A 21,762-nucleotide genomic window follows, 5' to 3' on the forward strand; every position below is an offset into this window, starting at 1 on the left:
TCACGAGGCAACTTCATGGGCTTTCTTTCCGGCAAGAAACTGCTGATCACTGGTGTATTGAGCAATCGCTCCATTGCTTATGGCATTGCCAAGGCCTGTCATGAACAGGGCGCGGAGCTCGCCTTCAGCTACGTCGGCGAGCGATTCAAGGACCGTATCACCGAATATGCCGCAGACTTCGGCTCGAAACTCATTTTCGACTGCGATGTGGGCGACGACGCGCAAATCGACAAGCTCTTCGCCGATCTGGCGCAGACCTGGCCAAAGTTCGACGGCTTCGTGCACAGCATCGGCTTCGCGCCGCGCGAGTCCATCGCCGGCGACTTCCTCGACGGGCTCTCGCGCGAAGGCTTCAAGATCGCGCACGACATCAGTACCTACAGCTTCCCGGCCATGGCCAAGTCGGCCCTGCCCTACCTCAACGACAAGTCGGCCCTGCTCACGCTGACCTACCTGGGCGCCGAGCGCGCGCTGCCCAACTACAACACCATGGGCCTGGCCAAGGCCTCGCTCGAAGCGTCGGTGCGCTACACGGCCGCCTCGCTCGGCCCGAAGGGCATGCGGGTCAACGGCATCAGCGCCGGCCCGATCAAGACGCTGGCCGCCAGCGGCATCAAGGGCTTCGGCAAGATGCTCGCGGCCGTGGCCGACGCCTCCCCGATCCGCCGCAACGTGACGATCGAGGAAGTCGGCAACGTGGCCGCCTTCCTGCTGAGCGACCTGGCCAGCGGCGTGACCGCCGAGATCACCTATGTGGACGGCGGCTTCAGCAACGTGGTCGGCGGGATGGCTGAGTAAGTCCGGCCATCAAGACCCGGCACGGCCGCCAGCTGGCCGTGCTTAGCTATTCATTTCATAGCATCGTGCTGAATCGACGCTCCCTCCTGCTTGCCGCTTTCGGCCTGGTTACCGCGCCCGCCGCGTTCGCGCGCGCGGCGGCGCCTTCGCTGATGCTGGCCGACGTCTACCGCCCCGGCATGTCGCTGAATGACTACTGGGTGAGCGAGAAGTACGACGGCGTGCGCGGCTACTGGGACGGCAAGCAACTCTGGACTCGCGGCGGCGAGCGGATCGCGGCGCCCGCGTGGTTCACAGCCGCACTGCCCGCGCAGCCGCTCGACGGCGAACTGTGGGCAGGACGAGGCCGCTTCGCGCACGCCGTGGCAACGGTGCGCAGCCAGACGCCCAACGACGTCGCATGGCACGAGATGCGCTTCATGGTGTTCGACCTGCCCAACCAGCCCGGCGACTTCACGGCGAGGCTGGGCGCACTGCGCAAGCTGCTGCCCATCACCGACGCACCGTGGGTCGTGGCCGTTCCGCAGGAGCGCGCGACCACGCATGCAGAGCTGCAGTCGCTGCTCGACAAGACGGTGAAGATGGGTGGCGAGGGGCTGATGCTCCACCGCGGCAGTTCGCAGTACCGTGGCGAGCGCAACAACGATCTGCTGAAGGTCAAGCCCTACGAAGACGCCGAGGCCCGCGTGGTCGAGCACGTGCCCGGCAAAGGCAGGCACGCCGGGCGGCTGGGCGCGCTGCTGGTCGAGACGGCCGACGGCAAGCGCTTCAAGCTCGGCACCGGGTTGACCGACGCCGAGCGTGAGAATCCGCCCGCCATCGGCAGCTGGGTGACCTACCGCTACAACGGCACCACCACGACGGGCCTGCCCCGCTTTGCCCGCTTCATGCGGGTGCGCGAAGGCTAGGCCGGCCCTGGCTTATTTCACCTGCTTGACGCAGTCGGCGTAATAGCGCTTCTTGCCAGTCTCGTCGACGCGCGCCACCAGGCCGTGGATGTCGGTCTCGAAGCCCGGGCACTGCAGGTTGAACTCGCGCGAGAACTTCAGGTAGTCGACGATCTTCTTGTTGAACACTTCGCCCGGGATCAGCAGCGGAATGCCCGGCGGGTACGGCGTGATCAGGCTGGTGGTGATGCGCCCTTCGAGCTCGTCGATCTCCACGCGCTCGGTCTTGCGGTGGGCAATGTGGGCGAAGGCGTCGCTCGGCTTCATGGCCGGCGTCAGGTCGCTCAGGTACATCTCGGTCGTGAGGCGTGCCACGTCGTAGCGCGCGTACAGCTGGTGGATGTGCTGGCACAGGTCGCGCAAGCCGAGGCGCTCGTAGCCGGGATGCTGCTGGCAGAACTCCGGCAGGATGCGCCACATCGGCTGGTTGCGCGCGTAGTCGTCCTTGAACTGCTGCAGCGCCGTGAGCAGCGTGTTCCAGCGGCCCTTGGTGATGCCGATGGTGAACATGATGAAGAAGCTGTACAGCCCGGTCTTCTCCACGATCACGCCGTGCTCCGCCAGGAACTTGGTGACCACGCTGGCGGGTATGCCGGTCTCTGCGAAGTTGCCTTCCAGGTCGAGGCCGGGAGTCACGATGGTCGACTTGATCGGGTCGAGCATGTTGAAGCCGTCGGCCAGCTCGCCGAAACCGTGCCAGTTGCGCGGCGACTTCTTGCCCTTGGCCTTGGACGGGCCGTTCTTCTCGCCGTGCATGATCCAGTCCTCGGCGCGGCCGATGCCCTCGTCGACGAGCTTCTCGGGGCCCCAGACCTTGAACCACCACTCGTCCTTGCCGAATTCTTCCTCGACCTTGCGCATGGCGCGGCGGAAGTCCAGCGCCTCCAGGATGCTCTCTTCCACCAGCGCGGTGCCGCCGGGCGGCTCCATCATGGCGGCGGCCACGTCGCAGCTCGCGATGATCGCGTACTGCGGGCTGGTCGACGAGTGCATCAGGTAGGCCTCGTTGAAGAGGTCGCGGTCGAGCTGGCGGTTCTGCGAGTCCTGCACCAGTACGTGGCTGGCCTGGCTGATGCCCGCGAGCAGCTTGTGGGTGGACTGGGTGGCAAACACCAGCGATTCCTTCGGGCGCACGCGGCGCTTGCCCATCGCGTGGTAGGCGCCGTAGAACGGGTGGAAGGCGGCATGCGGCAGCCAGGCTTCGTCGAAGTGCAGCGTGTCGACGTAGCCGTCGAGCATGTTCTTGATGGTCTCGGTGTTGTAGATCACGCCGTCGTAGGTCGACTGCGTGAGCGTCATCACGCGCGGCTTGACCTTGTCGGGGTCCACGTCGGCCAGCAGCGGGTTGGCCTTGATCTTGGCCTTGATGGCGCTCTGCTCGAACTCGCTCTTGGGAATGGGGCCGATGATGCCGAAGTGGTTGCGCGTGGGCTTCATGAACACCGGAATCGCGCCGGTCATGATGATCGCGTGCAGGATCGACTTGTGGCAGTTGCGGTCGACCACCACCACGTCGTCCGGCGCCACCGTGTGGTGCCACACCATCTTGTTGCTGGTGCTGGTGCCGTTGGTGACGAAGAAGCAGTGGTCGGCGTTGAAGATGCGCGCCGCATTGCGCTCGCTGGCCGCCACCGGGCCGGTGTGGTCGAGCAGCTGGCCCAGTTCTTCCACGGCGTTGCAGACGTCGGCGCGCAGCATGTTCTCGCCGAAGAACTGGTGGAACATCTGGCCCACCGGGCTCTTCAGGAACGCCACGCCGCCCGAATGGCCCGGGCAGTGCCACGAGTAGGAGCCGTCTTCCGCGTAGTCGATCAGCGCCTTGAAGAACGGCGGCTGCACGCCTTCGAGGTAGCTCTTGGCCTCGCGGATGATGTGGCGCGCCACGAATTCGGGGGTGTCCTCGAACATGTGGATGAAGCCGTGCAGCTCGCGCAGGATGTCGTTCGGGATGTGGCGCGAGGTCTTGGTCTCGCCGTAGATGTAGATCGGCACATCCGCGTTCTTGCGGCGCACTTCGCCGATGAAGTTGCGCAGGCTCAGCACGGCCGGATCGAGGTCGGGGCCGACGGTGAACTCCTCGTCGTCGATCGACAGGATGAAGGCGCTGGCGCGGCTTTGCTGCTGGGCAAACTGGCTCAGGTCGCCGTAGCTCGTGACGCCCAGCACCTCGAAGCCCTCCGTCTCGATGGCTTGCGCGAGCGCGCGGATGCCGAGGCCCGAAGTGTTTTCGGAGCGGAAGTCCTCGTCGATGATGACGATGGGAAAGCGGAATTTCATGAGCGGGGCTCCGGGTCAGGCAATGAGACGAGGCGCGAAGTGTACGGAATTCAGATGAAGAATCCGGTCAGCTTGCCGCAACCCATTCGCCGGAGGCAGGCATGTGCCGCGCCGGCCCGGCGCCAGTACCCCTACGCGGGACAAGCGCTTGGGGGCAATGCCGCAGAATGGCGCGCATCGAACAAGCAAGAAGAGGAGTCGACAACATGGCGAATTCCACCGTCTGGTGGCTGATCGCGGGGGCAGCCATCGTGGCCGAGCTGCTTTCGGGCACGGTCTACCTGCTGTTGCTGGCCGCTGGCTTCGCCGGCGCGGCAATCTCGGCACACCTGGGCTTCGACATCGTCACGCAATTGATCGTGGCCTCGGTGATCGGCGTGGGGGCCGTGCTGGCCTGGTATTCCATTCAACGCAAGCGACCGCCCGCCCCGTCCAGCGGCGCCAACCCGGACCTGAACCTCGACATCGGCGAGATCGTGCACGTGGAGGCGTGGAACGCCGACGGCACGGCCACCGTGCGCTACAGGGGCGCGCAGTGGACGGTGGTGCCCCGCGCGGGCCGCGCGCCTTCGACCGGCGAGCACCGGGTGGTCGAGGTGATCGGCAGCCGTCTGGTTGTCGACAAGGTTTAGTCAGTACGTCCGTAGAACTCAGAAAAGGAAGCGCACCATGGAATTTTCGGTCCCTCTCATCATCCTGGTCATCGCGATCATCTTCATCAGCCAGTCTGTCAAGTTCGTGCCGCAGCAGAACGCCTGGGTGCGCGAGCGCCTGGGCAAGTACCACGGCACCATGACGCCCGGCCCCAACTTCCTGATTCCCTTCATCGACCGCGTGGCCTACAAGCACAGCCTGAAGGAAATCCCGCTCGACGTGCCGAGCCAGATCTGCATCACGCGCGACAACACGCAGCTGCAGGTCGACGGCATCCTGTACTTCCAGGTGACCGACCCGATGCGCGCGAGCTACGGTTCGTCGAACTACATCGTGGCGGTGACGCAACTCGCGCAAACGTCGCTGCGCAGCGTGATCGGCAAGCTCGAGCTCGACAAGACCTTCGAGGAACGCGACGTCATCAACGCCCAGGTCGTGGCCGCCATCGATGAGGCCGCACTCAACTGGGGCGTGAAGGTGCTGCGCTACGAAATCAAGGACCTGACGCCGCCGAAGGAAATCTTGCTGGCCATGCAGGCGCAGATCACCGCCGAGCGCGGCAAGCGTGCGCTGATCGCGGCTTCCGAAGGCCGCCGCCAGGAGCAGATCAACATCGCCACTGGCGAGCGCGAGGCCTTCATCGCCCGCTCGGAAGGCGAAAAGCAGGCGCAGATCAACAACGCCCAGGGCGAGGCGGCTGCCATCACGGCGGTGGCCACGGCCACGGCGGACGCCATCGAGCGCGTGGCGGCGGCCATCCGCCAGCCGGGCGGCGAACAGGCGGTCCAGCTCAAGGTGGCCGAGCGCGCGGTCGATGCCTACGGCAAGGTGGCGGCCGATTCCAAGACCACGCTGATCGTGCCGAGCAACATGTCGGAGACCGCCGCGCTCATCGCTTCGGCAATGCGCATGGTCCAGGCAGGCAAACCTTCGAATCCGGCCTGAACACACTGCTACAATCGTGGGCTCAGGAGCGGTGGATGAGCGGTTTAAGTCGCACGCCTGGAAAGCGTGTGAGGGTTAATAGCCCTCCGCGGGTTCGAATCCCGCCTGCTCCGCCAGAGATTGATTGTTCGTAACCGTTCGCGAACATTGCTGATCAGGAAAAGCCCGAGTCGCCACAAGCACTCGGGCTTTTTTGTCGTCCGCATGACCGCCAAGAGCGTTGCTTTACAACAACTGGCTTCGGCACCCCAGGCACTTTCGTCTGGCGTACGATCCAAAGGTTTTACTTTCAAGCCCGCAAAGGAGCCTCGATGGCTGGACAACCGCAACCCTCGCCGCGTGGCACGACATCGCTGGACAGCACCCTGAAAAAGAGCGAACAGGTGGCCGCAGACGTGCAGCGGGCATCGGACAACCTCGCCGTGGTGAACACGGTGCTCGAACAGGAACTGCCTGAAGAAGTTCAGGTCGGCGAAGTGGCACAGGCCATCGAACACACGAACCAGCTCGAGGAGAAACTGGCCAGGTCCGCCGAGAAACTGGCCGAGGTCAACGCGGCCCTGAGCGAAGAAATCGAGAAGCGCCTCGAAGCGACTGCCGAGCGCGACGAGAGCCAGGCGCTGGCCGAGAAGCTCAAGGCCAAGCTCCGTTCGGGACAGGCGGACTGAACGTCGCATCGCGCGCCGCTCTCTCCGTCCGTCTCCCTTCTCCTACGCTGCGCCGGCATCAGGCACGCTACGCTATTGGTTCTCAAAGCGAAACCACGGCATGGCCCTCATCACGTTCCTCGTCGAGGACAACAAGACCATCAGGGACAACCTGGTCCCGGCACTGGAGGACCTGGTCAACGGCCGCGTGGTCGGCTTCGCCGAAACCGAGTCGGACGCACTGGCCTGGATCGCGGCGCATCCTGACGGCTGGCAACTCCTCATCGTCGACCTCTTCCTGAAGGAAGGCTCCGGCCTGGGCGTGCTGGCGGGCTGCAAGACGCGCAAGCCCGGCCAGCGGGTCGTGGTGCTGAGCAACTACGTCACCGCTGACATCCGGGCGCGCTGCGGCGCGCTGGGCGCCGATGCCGTGTTCGACAAGTCGCGCGACCTCGATGCCTTCATCGAGTACTGCAACGCCGACCGGCCGTCGGGTCTCGCGCCGCTCTGACCCCCGCCTTCACGCGGACATGAAAAAAGGGCCCGAAGGCCCTTTTTCTTTTGCGGCAGCCGCGCGACTCAGCGCACCACGGCGATCTGCGTGCGCACACCACCCTTGTAGGTGTACAGCGTCAGCGCGCCGTTCTTGATGTCGCCCTTTTCGTCGAAGGCGATCGGGCCGGTGACGCCCTTGTATTGCACCTTGCCGACTTCCGGCAGGTACTTTTCGGGGTCGGACGAACCGGCCTTGACCATGGCTTCGGCCAGCACGTTGACCGCGTCGTACACGTACGGTGCATAGATCTGCACTTCCACGCCGTTCTTGGTCTTGAACTTGGCCTTGAAGTCTTCCAGCGGTTGCTTGAAGTCGCCGTCCACGCCGCCTGCTTCAGCGCACACCACCATGTCTTCGCCGATGGCATCGCCAGCCAGCTTCGGAAGTTCGCCGGTGCACAGGCCGTCGCCACCCATGAACTTGACGTTCAGGCCGAGCTGCTTGACCTGCTTGAGCATCGGGCCGCCGACGGCGTCCATGCCGCCGAAGAACAGAACGTCGGGCTTGGCGGACTTCAGCTTGGTCAGGATGGCGTTGAAGTCGGTCGACTTGTCGGTGGTGAATTCGTGGCCCACGATGGTGGCGCCGGCAGCCTTGGCCGACTTCTCGAACTCTTCTGCGACGCCCTGGCCGTAGGCGGTGCGGTCGTCGATCACGGCGATGTTCTTGCCCTTGAGCGTGTCGACCGCGTACTTGCCCAGCGTGCCGCCGAGTTGCGTGTCGTCAGCCACCACGCGGAACGTGGTCTTGAAGCCTTGACGCGTGTACTTGGGGTTCGTGGCCGAAGGCGAGATCTGCGGAATGCCGGCGTCGCTGTACAGCTTGGAGGCGGGGATGGTGGTGCCCGAGTTCAGGTGGCCGACCACGCCGTTGACCTTTTCGTCGACGAGCTTCTGGGCCACTGCGGTGCCCTGCTTCGGATCGCCAGCATCGTCTTCGGCGACCAGTTCGAACTTGGCGGTCTTGTCGCCGATCTTCACGCCCTTGGCGTTCAGGTCTTCGATGGCCATCTTGGCGCCCATTTCGTTGTCCTTGCCCAGGTGGGCGATGGGACCGCTGGTAGGTGCAACGTGGCCGATCTTGACGACCAGCGTGTCCCCGGCAGGTGCTGGTGCAGGCGCGGCGGCCGGAGCAGCGGCCGTTGGCGCGGGCGCTGCAGCGGGAGCAGCGGCTTCTTCTTTCTTGCCGCAAGCCACAAGCGTGATTGCAGCCAGTGCGACCGCAGTCCATTTCAATTGCATGAGAACCTCCAGAACTTGGATGAAAAGAATAAAAAACCGGTCGTGTGATCCGGGCGGCTAGACCTCGCAAGTTTCGCGCCGCGGACCAGCGGCACCCTCACGCCCTTCCGACCTGCGGCGCAGTTTAGCCGAGGATTTATGCGCCGGAAGCTGGCGTAGACCCTGTGTTTTCGCTGAGTTCGGCGGCCATTGCCTCGATCACCAGCGCACGCAGAACGGCTTCGATTTCATTGCGCAAACGCGGCACCATTGCGTCGAGTTGATGCTGAACGGCAGCTGACACGGTGTCGCTCAAACGCTCTTCCAAAGAGAGGTCTACACGCTGCAGCACGCGATGCAGAAGTTGCTCCTCGAGGCTGACGATTTCGGCCTGCGAGAACTGCGCGGCCGGCGGCAACGCCATGGTGCTTGCCGGGTCGGGCTGCGTTGCCGGCGCGGCCTCCGGCGGCTCTGGCCTCGCGGGCTCCGCCGGGATCTCGAGCACCGTGGTGAGGGTGGGAACGAAACGGGGCGGCGTGCGCAGCGTGCTGGCCATGTCAGGAACTCTTTGCGAAGTCGTGCGGCTGGATGGCGTAGCCGCGGTCGGCGTAGTGGCGCCAGCGCGAGCGGCCGACCTGGCGGTCGTTGCCTTCGTCGCTCACGATGTCGATGAGGCGCTCATAGCGCTCGAAGCCGGCCGGCACCTCGAGCCCGAGGTTCACCAGCATCTCGCGGTGCGGCAACGTCGCCGCATTGGCGCCGTCGGAAGAAAGAACGACGGGCGTGCGTGCCAGCACGTGGGCCGGCGCGTCGCCGCGGCAATGCGCGACGAAGTCGACCGGCGAGAGCTGCCAGAGCGCGGCATCCACCACGTCGAGCGCGCGCGCGTCACCCACCACCACGACGCGCAGGCCGCGCGCATTGACGGCCTTGCGAACCAGCCGGCAGGCGTAGTTCAGCTTGTCGGGCGCGTTGTAGTGGAAGCCGATTTCCGTCACTTGGCGGACCGGGCCTTCCTGGCCGGGGCCTTGGCCTGCGCGTTACCGGCGGCACGGCTCGTGAGGTACGACACCAGCAGCCCCACCGGCCGCCCGGTGGAACCCTTGGCCGCCCCGCTCTTCCAGGCCGTGCCCGCGATGTCGAGGTGGGCCCAGGCGAAGTCGCCGGCAAAGCGCTGCAGGAACTTGGCCGCGGTGATGGCACCGCCGGCACGCCCCGCGATGTTGGCCACGTCGGCGAAGTTGCTCTTGAGGCCCTCGGCGTAGTCGTCGTCGAGCGGCAGGCGCCAGCAGCGGTCCTGCGAAGCTTCGCCGGCGGTTTCGAGCGCGGCGGCCAGCGCTTCGTCGCTGGAGAACAGGCCGCTGCGCACGCCGCCCAGCGCCACCACGCAGGCGCCCGTCAGCGTGGCGATGTCGATCACCGCAGCCGGATCGAAGCGCTTGGCGTAGGTGAGCGCGTCGCACAGGATCAGGCGGCCCTCGGCGTCGGTGTTGAGCACCTCGATGGTCTGGCCGCTCATGCTGGTGACCACGTCGCCCGGCTTGACCGAGCGGCCGTCGTTCATGTTCTCGCAAGACGGGATCAGGCCGACGACGTTGATCGCGGGCTGGATGTCGCCGAGCGCGCGGAAGGTGCCCAGCACGCTCGCGGCACCGCACATGTCGAACTTCATCTCGTCCATTTCGGCCGCCGGCTTGAGCGAGACGCCGCCGGTGTCGAAGGTGATGCCCTTGCCCACCAGCACCACGGGGGCCTGGTCCTTGGGGCCGCCCTGGTAGCGCAGCACGATGAAGCGCAGCGGCTCGGCCGAGCCCTGGGCCACGGCCATGAACGAGCCCATGCCGAGCTTCTCGACTTCCTTCGGGCCCAGCACCTCGCACTTGATCTTCGGCAGCTTGGCCAGGTCCTTGGCGGCCTCGCCCAGCAGCGTGGGCGTGGCGTGGTTGGCGGGGCGGTTGCCCCACTCCTTGGCCAGCTCGATGCCCAGCACGGTGGCACGGGCATCGTTGAAAGCGCCGGTAACAGCCGTTGCGTCATTCACGCCGACCGTCAGGTGCCGGATGCTGCGCGGCTCGGCCTTCGACTTGGTGGTGGTGTAGACATAGCTGGCGTCGGCCGCCGCCGTGACGGCGCAAGCCACCGCCGCGCCGTCCGCGGGCTGCGCAAACACCAGGACCACCCGCTTGGGCGCATGGGCCTTGGCCGCATTCACCGCCGCAGCGACGCCGCTGCGCACCGAGCCGGGCTTGCCGTCGCCGATGGCCGCGAGCACCACGCGGGCCGCCACGACGTCGTCCGGACGGTAAAGCGTGAGCAGTTTTCCCGCCTTGTCGGGCAGGTCTCCGGCCTTGCGGGCACTGGCTGCCAGCACGGAAAGCGGGTCTTTGGTGGCGAGGGGAGCGCTGCCGACGAGCACGATCAGGACATCGGATTTCTCGGCTGCAGCCTGGGCGACGGTGAGGGTCTTGAGTTGAAAGTCCATAATCCTTTTTTTCCTCGAACGATGTTATTCCATTCTTCCCTACGCAAGGAGCTGTCCCGCAGCTTCGGAGCGACCCTCGTGGTTCTGGTCACCATCGTGATGACCATGATGCTCATCCGTACCCTCGGGCTCGCGTCCAAGGGCAGTGTGAACCCGCAGGAGGTGTTCCTGGTCATGGCCTACACGGTGCTCGGCTACATGCCGACCATCCTGAGCCTGAGCCTGTTCATCGCCATCGTCGGCACGCTCTCGCGCATGTACCGCGACAGCGAAATGGTGATCTGGTTCTCCAGCGGCCGCGGCCTCATGGACTTCGTGCAGCCGCTGTTCCGCTTCGCCTGGCCGGTGCTGATCCTGATCGCGGTGATGGCGCTGGTCGGCTGGCCGTGGGCCAACTCGCAGACCATCGGCATGCGCAAGCAGTACGAGCAGCGCAGCGACATCGAGCGCGTGGCGCCCGGTGAATTCCGCGAATCCGCGGGCCGGGTGCGGGTGTTCTTCATCGACAAGGAAACGCCGGACAACTCCAAGGCCACCAACGTCTTCATCTGGTCGGTCGAGCGCAACATGCAGATCACCACCTCGGCGCGCAGCGGCAGCATCGAGAACATCGGCGATTCCCGCTACCTGCTGCTCAACAACGGGCAGCGCCTGGAACAGCCGATGGCCAACACCGGCCTGAAGATCAGCGAATTCAAGACGTACGGCACCCGCGCCGGCGGCAGCGACGGCCTCACGAACGACGCCACGCCCTCGCGCGCCCGCACCACGCTGTCGCTGCTGACCGACCCGAGCGACATGAGCAGGGGCGAACTCGCCTGGCGCATCGGCATGCTGCTGACGGCCATCAACTTCGTGCTGCTGGCGCTGAACGTCTCCAGCGCCAATCCGCGTGTCGGGCGCAGCGGCAACCTGCTGCTCGCGCTGTTCGCCTTCGTCATCTACTACAACATGCTCAACCTGGGCCAGAGCTGGATCAGCTCGGGCCGCTTCAGCATGGGCGGCTTCATGCTCGTGCTGCACGGCGGCGTGCTCCTCATCAACCTCGCGTGGTTGAGCGCGCGCCAGAACAACTGGGGCCGCCGCGCCAGGAAGGCCGGCGCCGCCGCGCCCGCGACCACACCCAAGATCGAACCCACCGCGTGAAAACGATAAGACGCCTGATCTATGTGGAGGTACTGAAGTCCGTCGCGTTCGTGACGCTGGGCTTCCTGAGCCTCTTTTTCTTCTTCGACTTCGTCGATGAACTGCAGTCCATCGGCAAGCCGGACAGCCTGAACTACGGGCCCTTGCAGGCGCTGATCTACGTCGCCCTGCTGATCCCGAGCCACCTGTACGAGCTGCTGCCCATCACCGTGCTGATCGGCTCCATCTTCGTGATGGCGCGGCTCGCGCAGAGCTCGGAATACACCATCCTGCGCACCAGCGGCCTGGGCCCCTGGCGCGCGCTGCGCACCCTGCTGCTGCTGGGCCTGAGCTTCGTGGTGCTGACCTTCGCGGTCGGCGACTACGTGGCGCCGAACTCGGAGCGCACCGGGCAACTGCTCAAGGCGCGCTACCAGGGCACCTATTCGCTGGCGGGCAACACCGGCGCTTGGCTCAAGGAAAAGCGCGGCGATGTCTCGTACGCGGTGAACGTGCTGGCCATCGACCGCGGCGGCGCGCTCAAGAGCCCGCGCATCTTCGAGTTCGACGACAAGGGCTACATCAAGACGCAGACGCTCGCGGCCTCCGCCCGCATCAGCGACGACGGCCACTGGATCCTTTCCGACGTCGACCAGCAGAAGTACGACACGCAGGGCTCGGCCGACCAGGCCCACATCGTCAGCACCAAGCTCCCCGAGCTGAACTGGCCGACCTCGCTGACCGCCGAAATGGTATCGGTCGCCCTCCTGCGCCCCGACCGCATGAGCACGATCGACCTGTTCGACTACATCCGCCACCTCGACGCGAACGGCCAGACCGCCCAGCGCTACGAGATCGAGTTCTGGCGCAAGGTGTTCTATCCGCTGTCGTGCCTGGTGATGGTGGTGCTCGCCCTGCCCTTCGCCTACCTGCACTTCCGCCAGGCCGGCATCACGACCTACGTGTTCGGCGGCGTGATGATCGGCATCAGCTTCTTCCTGCTGAACAACGTGTTCGGCTACCTGGGCAACCTTGGCAACTGGTCTCCGTGGCTCACGGCGGCGGCGCCGGGGCTGATCTATTCCGTGATGTCGTTGACGGCATTCAGCTGGCTGGTGCTTCGGCGATGACGGCGCAGGCACGAGGAAGGCAGGTCCAGGGCATTGTGCTGCTGGCGCACGGTTCGCGGGACGAGCGCTGGCGCGAACCCATCGAGGCCGTGGCCGCGCGCGTGACCAGCCGCACGCCGGACGCGCTGGTGGCCTGCGCCTACATGGAGCTGGCCGCGCCCGATCTCCCCACCGCGGTGGCAGCCCTGGTGACCGCCGGCGCCACGGCCATCCGGCTCGTTCCGCTGTTCCTGGGCATGGGCAAGCACGCCCGCGAAGACCTGCCGGTGCAGGTCGAAGCGCTGCGCCAGCGCTGGCCCGCCATCGACATCTCGCTGGCCCGGATCGTGGGCGAAGAGCCTGAACTGGTCGACCTGCTGGCCAAAATTGCTATCAAAAGCTGAATTGCGGCAATTTCGATAGATTCCGAAGGCATAATGAATTCCGCAATAAGACGGAATTTGATATGAATCTGCATCAGTTCAAGTTTGTTCAGGAAGCCGTGCGGCGCAACCTGAACCTCACCGAGGCGGCCAAGGCGCTCCACACCTCGCAGCCCGGTGTCTCCAAGGCCATCATCGAGCTCGAGGAAGAACTGGGCGTTGAAATCTTCGCGCGCCACGGCAAGCGGCTCAAGCGCGTGACCGAGCCGGGCCAGCATGTCATTGCCAGCATCGAGCTCATCATGCGCGAGGTGGGCAACCTCAAGCGCATCGGCGAGCAGTTCAGCGCGCAGGACAGCGGCACCCTTTCCATCGCCACCACCCACACCCAGGCGCGCTACGTGCTGCCGGTGCCCGTGGCCAACCTGCGCGAGGCCTACCCGAAGGTCAACGTGAGCCTGCACCAGGGCTCGCCCGACCAGGTGGCGCGCATGGTGATCGACGAGATCGCGGAAATCGGCATCGCCACCGAATCGCTCGACGGCTACGCCGAACTGGTGACGCTGCCCTGCTACGAATGGCAGCACGTGCTGGTGCTGCCCAAGGACCATCCGCTCGCGGCCAAGGAGCGCATCTCGCTCGAAGACCTGGCCAGCGAGCCGATCATCACCTACCACCCGTCGTTCACCGGCCGCACGCGCATCGACCACGCCTTCGCGCAGAAGAAGCTCACGCCGCGCATCGCGCTCGAAGCCATCGACTCCGACGTGATCAAGACCTACGTGCGCCTTGGCCTGGGGGTGGGCATCGTGGCCGAGATGGCGGTGCGGGACGAGTCGAACGCCGACCTCGTGGTGCGCCCCATGGGCCATGTGTTCGGCCAGAATATTGCCCGCGTCGCCTTCAAGCGCAGCGCCTACCTGCGCAACTTCGTCTTCAAGTTCGCCGAGCTGCTCTCCGACCGCCTCGACCGCAACCTGATAGCCAAAGCCCTAAGCGGCCACCAACAAGATTACGAGCTATGAGCACAGTTCACGCCCCGCGCACGCCCGAAGTGGGCACCAAGCTGCCCTCCGTCGGCACCACCATCTTCACGGTCATGTCGACGCTGGCGGCCGAGAAGAACGCGGTCAACCTCGGCCAGGGCTTTCCGGATTTCAACTGCGACCCGAAGCTGCTCGAGGACGTGACGGCGGCCATGGCCGCCGGCCACAACCAGTACCCGCCGATGCCGGGCATACCGGCGCTGCGCGAGGCCATCGCCGCCAAGATCTCTGCCCTCTACGGCCACGGCTACAGCGCGGCCACAGAGATCACCGTCACCGCCGGCGCCACGCAGGCCATCATCACGGCCATCCTGGCCGTGGTGCGCCCGGGCGACGAGGTGATCGTGCTGGAGCCCTGCTACGACAGCTACGTGCCCAACATCGAGCTGGCCGGCGGCAGCGTGGTGCGCGTGCCGCTCATCCCCGGCACCTTCCGCCCCGACTTCGACAAGATCGCCGCCGCGCTCACGCCGCGCACGCGCGCCATCATCATCAACACGCCGCACAACCCGAGCGCCACCGTCTGGACCGAGGCCGAGATGCGCAAGCTCGAGGAACTGCTCGCGCCCACCGACGTGTTCGTGATCAGCGACGAGGTCTACGAGCACATGGTGTTCGACGGCGCGCGCCACGAGAGCGTGGCGCGCTTCCCGGGCCTGGCGGCGCGCAGCTTCATCGTCAGCAGCTTCGGCAAGACCTACCACGTCACCGGCTGGAAGGTCGGCTTCGTGGCGGCGCCCGCGCCGCTGATGGCCGAGTTCCGCAAGGTGCACCAGTTCAACGTGTTCACCGTGAACACGCCGATGCAGCATGCGCTCGCGCGCTACATGGCCGAGCCCGCGCCCTACCTCGAGCTGCCCGCCTTCTACGAGCGCAAGCGCGACCTGTTCGCCGCCGGCCTGGCCGAGAAAACCCGCTTCAGGCTGCTGCGCAGCGAGGGCAGCTACTTCCAGTGCGTCGACATCTCGGCGGTGAGCGAGCTTTCGGAGGCCGACTTCTGCCTCTGGCTCACGAGCGAGATCGGCGTGGCGGCGATCCCGCTGTCGGCGTTCTACGGCAACGGCTTCGACCAGCGCGTGGTGCGCTTCTGCTTCGCCAAGAAGGACGAGACGCTGCTCTCGGCCCTGGAGCGGCTCGCGCGACTCTGACGCCTGCAGAGCGCCGACACCAGCGGTAGGACGTTGGCTGACCACCGAAGGGGCGGCTATCCGGCGCCCCGCGCGACATGGCGGGGTGAGCATGAAGGCTCATCACAACAACGCCCTGGAGAAAACATGTCGCTCTCGTTCATTCTGCTGATCGTCCTGATCCTGATACTGATTGGCGCGCTGCCGAGCTGGGGCTACAGCCGGTCCTGGGGCTATGGTCCCAGCGGCGGCGTAGGCCTGATCGTGCTGATCGTCGTCATCCTCGTGCTCATGGGACGCATATAGGCACGGCCGGCCCATGAAGAAAAAGCCCGCATCCGCGGGCTTTTTTTTCGTCCACCGCGGCGCCCCTCGGCGCTCAGGCCTGCAGCTGCGCCCAGGCCTTGTCCAGCCGCTTCACGCTCACCGGCTGCGGCGTGCGCAGTTCCTGGGCGAAGAAGCTCACGCGCAGTTCCTCCAGCAGCCAGCGGAATTCGAGCATGCGGTCGTCCACCACGCCCTTGCGCTCGGCCACCAGGCGCCAGTAGCGCTGGTCTTGCGGCTTGAGTTCGGCGAGCTTCGCCGCGTCCCGCGCGGGGTCGGCGCGCAGCTTGTCGAGCCGCAGCACGATGGCCTTGAGGTAGCGCGCGAAGTGCTGCAACTGCGTCCACGGCGCATCGGCGATGAAGCGCTTGCCGACCAGCCGCTGCAGCTGCTGCGCGGCGTCCTGCACCGCGTCGGGCTGGATCTTCGTGTCCTTGATCTTGCGCGCCGCGGCGGCGTATTCGACGAGGATGGCCGAGGCCAGCCGCGCCACTTCGTTCGCGATCAGCGTGAGCCGGCCACGGCCTTCGTCGAGCCGCTTCCTGAACGCGAATTCGTCGGTCGGCAGCGGTTCCTGCAGGAAGGCACGGTCGATCGCCACGTCGATGATCTGGGTGCGCAGCTCCTCCGACGTGCCCAGCGGCATGTACGCCACCGACATCTTCTGCAGGTCCGGGATGTTCTTCTCGAGGTACTTGAGCGCGTCTTTCAGCTGCAGCGCGAACAGGCGGCGCAGGCCGGCGCGGTGCTTGGCGGCGGCCACGGCCGGCTCGTCGAACACCTCGATGGTCACGGCGTCCCCTTCGTCGCGCAGCGCCGGGAAGCCAATCAGCGACTGCGAGCCGCGCCGCACTTCCATCAGTTCGGGCAGTTCGCCGAAGGTCCAGCCCGTGTAGCGCTGGCCGGCCGGCAACGCGGCGGCGGGTGCGCTGGCAGCCTTGGCTGGGGCCCTGGAGCCCTGGTCCGGCGAGGCTGCTTCCTTCCTGTCCGGCGACGCCTTCACGTTCAGCCCCGCCAGCGCCTGGAACGCGCCGCGCGCCTGCGCACCGAGTTCGGCCTTCAGCGCACCAAGATTGCGCCCCATGCCCAACTGCCGCCCATGCTCGTCGATCACGCGCAGGTTCATGAACAGATGCGGCGGCAGCATGTCGAGCTTGAAGTCGGCGCGCTTGACGTCGATGCTGGTCATGTCGCGCACGCGCTTGAGCAGCACGTCGGTCAGCGACCCGGTGCCGAACAGCTCCGGCGCGGACAACTCTTCCGCCAGCTTGCCGGCCGACTCGGGCAAAGGCACCAGCCTCGAACGCGGGCGCTGCGGCAGGCTCTTGAGCAGCGCCTGGATCTTGTCCTTGAGCATGCCCGTCACCAGCCACTCGCATCGCTCCTCGCTCACCTGGTTGAGCACGAACAGCGGCACGCTGACCGTGAGCCCGTCCTTCGCGTCGCCCGGCTCGTGCAGATAGCTCGCGGCGCAATCCACGCCGCCCAGGCGCAGCGTCGGCGGGAATGACTGGGTGGTGATGCCCGCCGCCTGATGGCGCATCAGCTCGTCGCGCGTCAGGTACAGCAGGCGCGGCTGCTCTTTGGAGGCGTGGCGATACCAGTTCTCGAAGGTGATGCCGCTCGCCACGTCGGCGGGCAGTTGCGCGTCGTAGAAGGCGAAGATCAGCTCGTCGTCGACCAGCACGTCCTGCCGGCGCGACTTGTGCTCCAGTCCCTCGACCTCGCGCACCAGCTTGCGGTTGGCCGTGAGGAAAGGGAACTTGCTTTCCCACTGCCCGCCCACCAGCGCCTCGCGGATGAATATTTCGCGCGCCGCAACCGGATCGACCTTGGTGAAGTCGACGCGCCGCCCGCTGTAGACCACCAGGCCGTACAGCGTGGCGCGCTCCAGCGCCGAGACCTGCGCGCCCTTCTTCTCCCAGTGCGGGTCGAGCAGCTGCTTCTTCAGCAGATGCCCCGCCACCTGTTCGAGCCACTGCGGTTCGATGTTGGCGATGCCGCGCCCGAAGAGCCGCGTGGTCTCGACCAGTTCGGCCGCCACGATCCAGCGGCCCGGCTTCTTCTTAAGGTGCGCACCAGGGTGCTTGTAGAACTTGATGCCGCGCGCGCCCAGGTACGCCTCGTCGTCCTCGAGCTTCCAGCCCACGTTGCCCAGCAGGCCGGCGAGCATCGACAGATGCAGCGGCTCGTAGCCCGCGGGCTCGGCGTTGAGGCGCCACTTGTGCTCGGTGACCACCGTGAGCAGCTGCGAGTGGATGTCGCGCCATTCGCGCACACGGCGGATGTTGATGAAGTTCTGGCGCAGCAGCTGCTCGTATTGGCGGTTGCTGAGCTTGTGGGTGTCGCCGTGGCCGCCGCGCGCGTCGGCGATCCACTTCCACAGCCGCAGGTAGCCGCTGAACTCGCTTTTCTCGTCGTCGAATTTCGAGTGCGCCTGGTCGGCCTGCTGCTGCGCGTCCATCGGGCGGTCGCGCACGTCCTGCACGCTGAGGGCCGAGGCGATGATCAGCACTTCTTCGAGCGCGCCGCGCGCGCGGGCTTCCAGGATCATGCGGCCCACGCGCGGGTCGAGCGGCAGCCGCGACAGCTCGGCGCCGGTGTGCGTGAGTTCGTTGGCGTCGTCGACCGCGCCAAGCTCGTTCAGCAACTGGTAGCCGTCGGCAATCGCGCGCGGCGACGGCGCCTCGAGGAACGGAAAACGCGCCACGTCGCCCAGCCGCAGCGACTTCATCCGCAAAATGACGCCAGCCAGCGACGAACGCAGGATTTCTGGATCGGTGAAGCGCGGGCGGCCTTCGAAGTCTTTCTCGTCGTACAGGCGGATGCAGATGCCGTTCGCCACCCGCCCGCAGCGCCCCGCGCGCTGGTTGGCCGCGGCCTGGCTGATCGGCTCGACCAGCAGCTGCTCGACCTTGCTGCGGAAGCTGTAGCGCTTGACGCGCGCGGTGCCGGTGTCGATCACGTAGCGGATGCCCGGCACCGTGAGCGAGGTCTCGGCCACGTTGGTGGCCAGCACGATGCGCCGGCCGTTGTGGCTTTCGAAGATGCGGTCCTGCTCGGGGCCCGACAGCCGCGCGAACAGCGGCAGCACCTCGGCGCTGCGGAACAGCGGCTGGTGGCTGACGTGGCGGCGCAGGTGGTCGGCGGCCTCGCGGATCTCACGCTCGCCGGGCAGGAAGACCAGGATGTCGCCCGCGTTGTGCGGGTCGCGCCAGAGCTCGTCGACCGCATCGGCGATGGCGTCGTTCAGGTCGTGCTCGCGCGACTCCTCGAACGGGCGGTAGCGCTGCTCCACCGGGAAGGTGCGGCCCGACACCATGATGGTCGGCGCCGGCCCCTTGGCCGAGGCGAAATGCTGCGCGAAGCGGTCGGCGTCGATAGTGGCCGAGGTGACGATCACCTTCAGGTCGGGCCGGCGCGGAAGAATCTCGCGCAGGTAGCCCAGCAGGAAGTCGATGTTCAGCGAGCGCTCGTGCGCCTCGTCGATGATGAGGGTGTCGTAGGCCTTCAGCAGCGGATCGGTCTGCGTCTCGGCCAGCAAGATGCCGTCGGTCATGAGCTTGACCGAGGCATCGCGCGACAGGCGGTCCTGGAAGCGCACCTTGAAGCCGACCACGTCGCCCAGCGGCGTCTTCAGTTCTTCCGCGATGCGCTTGGCCACCGAGCTGGCGGCAATGCGCCGCGGCTGCGTGTGGCCGATCAGCCGGCCCTTGCCGGGCTCGGCGTTGAGCTTGCCGCGCCCCAGGGCGAGCGCGATCTTGGGCAGCTGCGTGGTCTTGCCCGAGCCGGTTTCACCGCACACGATCACGACCTGGTGCGCCGAGATGGCGGCCATGATCTCGTCGCGCCTGCCCGAGACAGGAAGCGATTCGGGGAATTCGATGCGAAGGGGTGTCGAGGTCGTCAAGGGGAAACAGTCGTCGGAACCGGCGCGGCGGGCAAACCGTCGATTATCGGTGCGAGCGGGGCATGGCCGCCCGACTTCGGCCAGGTCAGGCAAACGCCTTTTCATGAATGCACAATCACGCCCCATGTCCACCGTCTTCAATTTCACCTTCGTGCCCTGGTTCCGCTCGGTCGCGCCCTACATCCACACGCATCGCGGTAAGACTTTCGTGGTCGGGCTGGCGGGTGAGGCGATCGCGGCGGGCAAGCTGCAGAACATCGCGCAAGACCTGGCGCTGATCCAGAGCATGGGCGTCAAGATCGTGCTGGTGCACGGCTTCCGCCCGCAGGTCAACGAACAGCTCGCGGCCAAGGGCCACGAGGCAAAGTACTCGCACGGCATCCGCATCACCGACGAAGTGGCGCTCGACTCCGCCCAGGAAGCCGCGGGCCAGTTGCGCTACGAGATCGAGGCCGCCTTCAGCCAGGGCCTGCCGAACACGCCGATGGCCGGCTCGACGGTGCGCGTGATCTCCGGCAACTTCATCACCGCGCGCCCCGTGGGCGTGGTCGACGGCGTCGACTTCAAGCATTCGGGCCTGGTGCGCAAGGTGGACGCGGCGGGCATCCGCCGCACGCTCGACTTCGGCGCGATGGTGCTCATGTCGCCCTTCGGCTTCTCGCCGACCGGCGAGGCCTTCAACCTGACGATGGAAGAAGTCGCTACCAGCGTGGCCATCTCGCTGCAGGCCGACAAGCTGATCTTCCTGACGGAGATCCCGGGCATCCGCATGGACAGCGAGCTGCCCGAAAGCGAAGACAACCCCATCGACACCGAACTGCCGCTGGACGCCGCCGAAAAGCTGCTCGCCTCGCTGCCGCCGCCGCAGAAGCCGACGGACACGGCCTTCTACCTGCAGCACTGCGTGAAAGCCTGCAAGGCCGGCGTGGAGCGCAACCACATCCTGCCGTTCGCGCTCGACGGCTCGCTGCTGCTCGAGGTCTACGTGCACGACGGCGTCGGCACCATGGTGATCGACGAGAAGCTCGAAAGCCTGCGCGAGGCCACGGTGGACGACATCGGCGGCATCCTGCAGCTGATCGAGCCCTTCGAGCGCGACGGCACGCTGGTCAAGCGCGACCGCAACGAGATCGAGCGCGACGTGGGCCACTACACGGTGATCGAGCACGACGGCGTGATCTTCGGCTGCGCGGCGCTCTACCCCTACCCCGAGGAGCGCACTGCCGAGATGGCCGCGCTCACGGTGTCGCCGCATACGCAGTCGCAAGGCGACGGCGAACGCATCCTCAAGCGCATCGAGCACCGCGCCAAGGCCATGGGCCTGGACAGCATCTTCGTGCTCACCACGCGCACCATGCACTGGTTCCTCAAGCGCGGCTTCCAGCAGGTCAACCCCGACTGGCTGCCCGAGGCCCGCAAGCGCAAGTACAACTGGGACCGCAAGAGCCAGGTTCTGGTCAAGAAGATCTGACGCGAAGGAGACCCACGATGACGCTCGCCACCGCCCTGCTGTTCGCCATCGTGGCCTTCGCCGCCATCGCCACGCCCGGCCCCACGGTGCTGCTGGCGCTGAGCAACGGATCGCGGCACGGCGTGCGGCGCGCGCTGCCGGGCATGCTCGGCGCGGTGCTTTCCGACTTCGTGCTGGTGGGCGCCGTGGCGCTCGGGCTGGGCGCGCTGCTGGCGGCGTCGGAGTTCTGGTTCTCGATGCTGAAGTGGGTCGGCGCGGCGTACCTGGCATGGCTGGGCCTGCGCATGCTGCGCTCCAAGGGCGGCTTGCACCTGCCCACGGCCGATGCCGCCGCATCGGTGACGGCGGGCGAAAGCCGCCGGATCTTCTTCAAGTCCTTCCTGGTGGCGGTAACCAATCCGAAGGGCTACATCTTCTGCTCGGCGCTGTTGCCGCAGTTCATCGATCCTTCGGCTGCGCAGGCACCGCAGTACCTGATCATTGCGCTGATATTCGCGGGCCTGGACATGGCCGTGATGCTGGCCTATGCCTTCGTCGGCGCCCGCGCGATCCGGCTTCTGACCGTGTCGGCCACCCGCTGGATCGACCGCGCCTGCGGCGGCATGCTGCTGGCGCTGGCCGGCTCGCTGGCCTTCTACCGGCGCAGCGCGGCCTGAGCGCCCCTGCCGCCCCCCCAATGTTCCCGCCTGGCCGGCCCTGCCGGCCAGGCATGTCTGCGCGTTTCTTTTTAACGGAGGAGAA

At 66.3% G+C, this 21,762-nt stretch carries 20 protein-coding genes and 1 tRNA gene; 15 read left to right on the top strand and 6 right to left on the bottom strand.

The genetic code is table 11. The features are described from left to right. The first annotated feature begins 15 nt into the window (after positions 1-15). Together fabI and C4F17_RS05890 are read left to right on the top strand one after the other, a co-directional pair. Positions 16-798 carry an enoyl-ACP reductase FabI gene (fabI, locus tag C4F17_RS05885; RefSeq protein ID WP_106934615.1) on the top strand — a complete coding sequence of 261 codons (783 nt, stop codon included), beginning with the start codon at positions 16-18 and terminating at the stop codon, positions 796-798. A gap of 65 nt (positions 799-863) precedes the next feature. Further along, positions 864-1,706, top strand: coding sequence for a DNA ligase (locus C4F17_RS05890; protein WP_081270543.1), 843 nt, complete (start codon positions 864-866; stop codon positions 1,704-1,706). A gap of 12 nt (positions 1,707-1,718) precedes the next feature. Here C4F17_RS05890 and C4F17_RS05895 read toward each other — a convergent pair whose 3' ends face one another. After that, positions 1,719-4,022 (bottom strand): arginine/lysine/ornithine decarboxylase, encoded by a 2,304-nt coding sequence (locus C4F17_RS05895; RefSeq protein ID WP_081270542.1) that lies wholly within the window; start codon positions 4,020-4,022, stop codon positions 1,719-1,721. Positions 4,023-4,228: 206 nt separating this feature from the next. On the opposite strand from C4F17_RS05895, the gene C4F17_RS05900 reads away from it, so the two are divergent. The 5 genes from C4F17_RS05900 (at position 4,229) to C4F17_RS05920 (ending at position 6,779) form a co-directional block, all read left to right on the top strand. Then, complete coding sequence (locus tag C4F17_RS05900) at positions 4,229-4,654, top strand: NfeD family protein (RefSeq protein WP_106934616.1); 426 nt, start codon at positions 4,229-4,231, stop codon at positions 4,652-4,654. Positions 4,655-4,691: 37 nt separating this feature from the next. Continuing rightward, the gene (locus tag C4F17_RS05905) at positions 4,692-5,621 is read left to right on the top strand and encodes an SPFH domain-containing protein (RefSeq protein WP_081270540.1); all 930 of its coding nucleotides are present in this window, start codon (positions 4,692-4,694) and stop codon (positions 5,619-5,621) included. A 25-nt stretch (positions 5,622-5,646) separates the two neighbouring features. Next, positions 5,647-5,737 (top strand) — tRNA-Ser (locus tag C4F17_RS05910). Positions 5,738-5,932: 195 nt separating this feature from the next. After that, a complete protein-coding gene (locus C4F17_RS05915) occupies positions 5,933-6,289 on the top strand; it encodes a hypothetical protein (protein ID WP_081270539.1) in 357 nt (118 codons plus the stop codon). A gap of 100 nt (positions 6,290-6,389) precedes the next feature. Next, positions 6,390-6,779: a response regulator gene (locus C4F17_RS05920; protein ID WP_106934617.1), complete on the top strand. Its 390-nt coding sequence runs from the start codon at positions 6,390-6,392 to the stop codon at positions 6,777-6,779. Positions 6,780-6,847: 68 nt separating this feature from the next. On the opposite strand, the gene C4F17_RS05925 is transcribed toward C4F17_RS05920, so the two are convergent. From C4F17_RS05925 to C4F17_RS05940, 4 genes are all read right to left on the bottom strand, one after another. After that, positions 6,848-8,065 (bottom strand): branched-chain amino acid ABC transporter substrate-binding protein, encoded by a 1,218-nt coding sequence (locus tag C4F17_RS05925; RefSeq protein WP_081270537.1) that lies wholly within the window; start codon positions 8,063-8,065, stop codon positions 6,848-6,850. Positions 8,066-8,201: 136 nt separating this feature from the next. Beyond that, on the bottom strand, positions 8,202-8,600 hold the full coding sequence (locus tag C4F17_RS05930; protein WP_081270536.1) for a hypothetical protein: 399 nt from the start codon (positions 8,598-8,600) through the stop codon (positions 8,202-8,204). A gap of 1 nt (position 8,601) precedes the next feature. Further along, positions 8,602-9,042 (bottom strand): DNA polymerase III subunit chi, encoded by a 441-nt coding sequence (locus tag C4F17_RS05935; protein ID WP_106934618.1) that lies wholly within the window; start codon positions 9,040-9,042, stop codon positions 8,602-8,604. Next, a complete protein-coding gene (locus C4F17_RS05940) occupies positions 9,039-10,526 on the bottom strand; it encodes a leucyl aminopeptidase (protein ID WP_106934619.1) in 1,488 nt (495 codons plus the stop codon). Before C4F17_RS05940 ends, C4F17_RS05935 begins: the two co-directional genes overlap by 4 nt. A gap of 21 nt (positions 10,527-10,547) precedes the next feature. On the opposite strand from C4F17_RS05940, the gene lptF reads away from it, so the two are divergent. The 6 genes from lptF to C4F17_RS05970 all read left to right on the top strand — a co-directional run bounded on the left by lptF (position 10,548) and on the right by C4F17_RS05970 (position 15,622). Next, entirely contained in the window at positions 10,548-11,672 is a 1,125-nt protein-coding gene (gene lptF / locus C4F17_RS05945; protein WP_106934620.1) for an LPS export ABC transporter permease LptF, read from the top strand. Next, complete coding sequence (lptG, locus tag C4F17_RS05950; protein WP_081270532.1) at positions 11,669-12,781, top strand: LPS export ABC transporter permease LptG; 1,113 nt, start codon at positions 11,669-11,671, stop codon at positions 12,779-12,781. Before lptF ends, lptG begins: the two co-directional genes overlap by 4 nt. Beyond that, positions 12,778-13,164, top strand: coding sequence for a sirohydrochlorin chelatase (locus C4F17_RS05955; RefSeq protein ID WP_106934621.1), 387 nt, complete (start codon positions 12,778-12,780; stop codon positions 13,162-13,164). Before lptG ends, C4F17_RS05955 begins: the two co-directional genes overlap by 4 nt. A 62-nt stretch (positions 13,165-13,226) precedes the next feature. After that, positions 13,227-14,168 (top strand): CysB family HTH-type transcriptional regulator, encoded by a 942-nt coding sequence (locus C4F17_RS05960; RefSeq protein ID WP_007832298.1) that lies wholly within the window; start codon positions 13,227-13,229, stop codon positions 14,166-14,168. Continuing rightward, entirely contained in the window at positions 14,165-15,337 is a 1,173-nt protein-coding gene (locus tag C4F17_RS05965) for a pyridoxal phosphate-dependent aminotransferase (RefSeq protein ID WP_106934622.1), read from the top strand. The genes C4F17_RS05960 and C4F17_RS05965 overlap by 4 nt, the downstream gene beginning before the upstream one ends. A gap of 126 nt (positions 15,338-15,463) precedes the next feature. After that, positions 15,464-15,622: a DUF3309 family protein gene (locus C4F17_RS05970; protein ID WP_013541242.1), complete on the top strand. Its 159-nt coding sequence runs from the start codon at positions 15,464-15,466 to the stop codon at positions 15,620-15,622. Between the two features lie 73 nt (positions 15,623-15,695). On the opposite strand, the gene hrpA is transcribed toward C4F17_RS05970, so the two are convergent. Continuing rightward, complete coding sequence (gene hrpA / locus C4F17_RS05975) at positions 15,696-19,478, bottom strand: ATP-dependent RNA helicase HrpA (RefSeq protein WP_234382848.1); 3,783 nt, start codon at positions 19,476-19,478, stop codon at positions 15,696-15,698. Positions 19,479-19,674: 196 nt separating this feature from the next. On the opposite strand from hrpA, the gene argA reads away from it, so the two are divergent. Together argA and C4F17_RS05985 are read left to right on the top strand one after the other, a co-directional pair. Beyond that, positions 19,675-21,021: an amino-acid N-acetyltransferase gene (gene argA / locus C4F17_RS05980; RefSeq protein ID WP_081270528.1), complete on the top strand. Its 1,347-nt coding sequence runs from the start codon at positions 19,675-19,677 to the stop codon at positions 21,019-21,021. Between the two features lie 17 nt (positions 21,022-21,038). After that, on the top strand, positions 21,039-21,677 hold the full coding sequence (locus tag C4F17_RS05985) for a LysE family translocator (RefSeq protein ID WP_106934624.1): 639 nt from the start codon (positions 21,039-21,041) through the stop codon (positions 21,675-21,677). Positions 21,678-21,762: the final 85 nt, after the last annotated feature.

The sequence above is a fragment of the Variovorax sp. PMC12 genome, assembly GCF_003019815.1.
GTDB lineage: Bacteria > Pseudomonadota > Gammaproteobacteria > Burkholderiales > Burkholderiaceae_C > Variovorax.

Excerpts from the sequence above, each read along its gene's own strand:
- C4F17_RS05925 (WP_081270537.1), bottom strand. The coding sequence starts at position 8,065 with ATGCAATTGAAATGGACTGCGGTCGCACTGGCTGCAATCACGCTTGTG.
- C4F17_RS05965 (WP_106934622.1), top strand. The coding sequence starts at position 14,165 with ATGAGCACAGTTCACGCCCCGCGCACGCCCGAAGTGGGCACCAAGCTG.
- C4F17_RS05940 (WP_106934619.1), bottom strand. The coding sequence starts at position 10,526 with ATGGACTTTCAACTCAAGACCCTCACCGTCGCCCAGGCTGCAGCCGAG.
- C4F17_RS05985 (WP_106934624.1), top strand. The coding sequence starts at position 21,039 with ATGACGCTCGCCACCGCCCTGCTGTTCGCCATCGTGGCCTTCGCCGCC.
- C4F17_RS05955 (WP_106934621.1), top strand. The coding sequence starts at position 12,778 with ATGACGGCGCAGGCACGAGGAAGGCAGGTCCAGGGCATTGTGCTGCTG.
- C4F17_RS05915 (WP_081270539.1), top strand. The coding sequence starts at position 5,933 with ATGGCTGGACAACCGCAACCCTCGCCGCGTGGCACGACATCGCTGGAC.
- C4F17_RS05895 (WP_081270542.1), bottom strand. The coding sequence starts at position 4,022 with ATGAAATTCCGCTTTCCCATCGTCATCATCGACGAGGACTTCCGCTCC.
- C4F17_RS05970 (WP_013541242.1), top strand. The coding sequence starts at position 15,464 with ATGTCGCTCTCGTTCATTCTGCTGATCGTCCTGATCCTGATACTGATT.
- hrpA (WP_234382848.1), bottom strand. The coding sequence starts at position 19,478 with ATGGCCGCCATCTCGGCGCACCAGGTCGTGATCGTGTGCGGTGAAACC.
- C4F17_RS05900 (WP_106934616.1), top strand. The coding sequence starts at position 4,229 with ATGGCGAATTCCACCGTCTGGTGGCTGATCGCGGGGGCAGCCATCGTG.
- C4F17_RS05930 (WP_081270536.1), bottom strand. The coding sequence starts at position 8,600 with ATGGCCAGCACGCTGCGCACGCCGCCCCGTTTCGTTCCCACCCTCACC.
- C4F17_RS05920 (WP_106934617.1), top strand. The coding sequence starts at position 6,390 with ATGGCCCTCATCACGTTCCTCGTCGAGGACAACAAGACCATCAGGGAC.
- fabI (WP_106934615.1), top strand. The coding sequence starts at position 16 with ATGGGCTTTCTTTCCGGCAAGAAACTGCTGATCACTGGTGTATTGAGC.
- C4F17_RS05905 (WP_081270540.1), top strand. The coding sequence starts at position 4,692 with ATGGAATTTTCGGTCCCTCTCATCATCCTGGTCATCGCGATCATCTTC.
- C4F17_RS05960 (WP_007832298.1), top strand. The coding sequence starts at position 13,227 with ATGAATCTGCATCAGTTCAAGTTTGTTCAGGAAGCCGTGCGGCGCAAC.
- argA (WP_081270528.1), top strand. The coding sequence starts at position 19,675 with ATGTCCACCGTCTTCAATTTCACCTTCGTGCCCTGGTTCCGCTCGGTC.
- lptF (WP_106934620.1), top strand. The coding sequence starts at position 10,548 with ATGTTATTCCATTCTTCCCTACGCAAGGAGCTGTCCCGCAGCTTCGGA.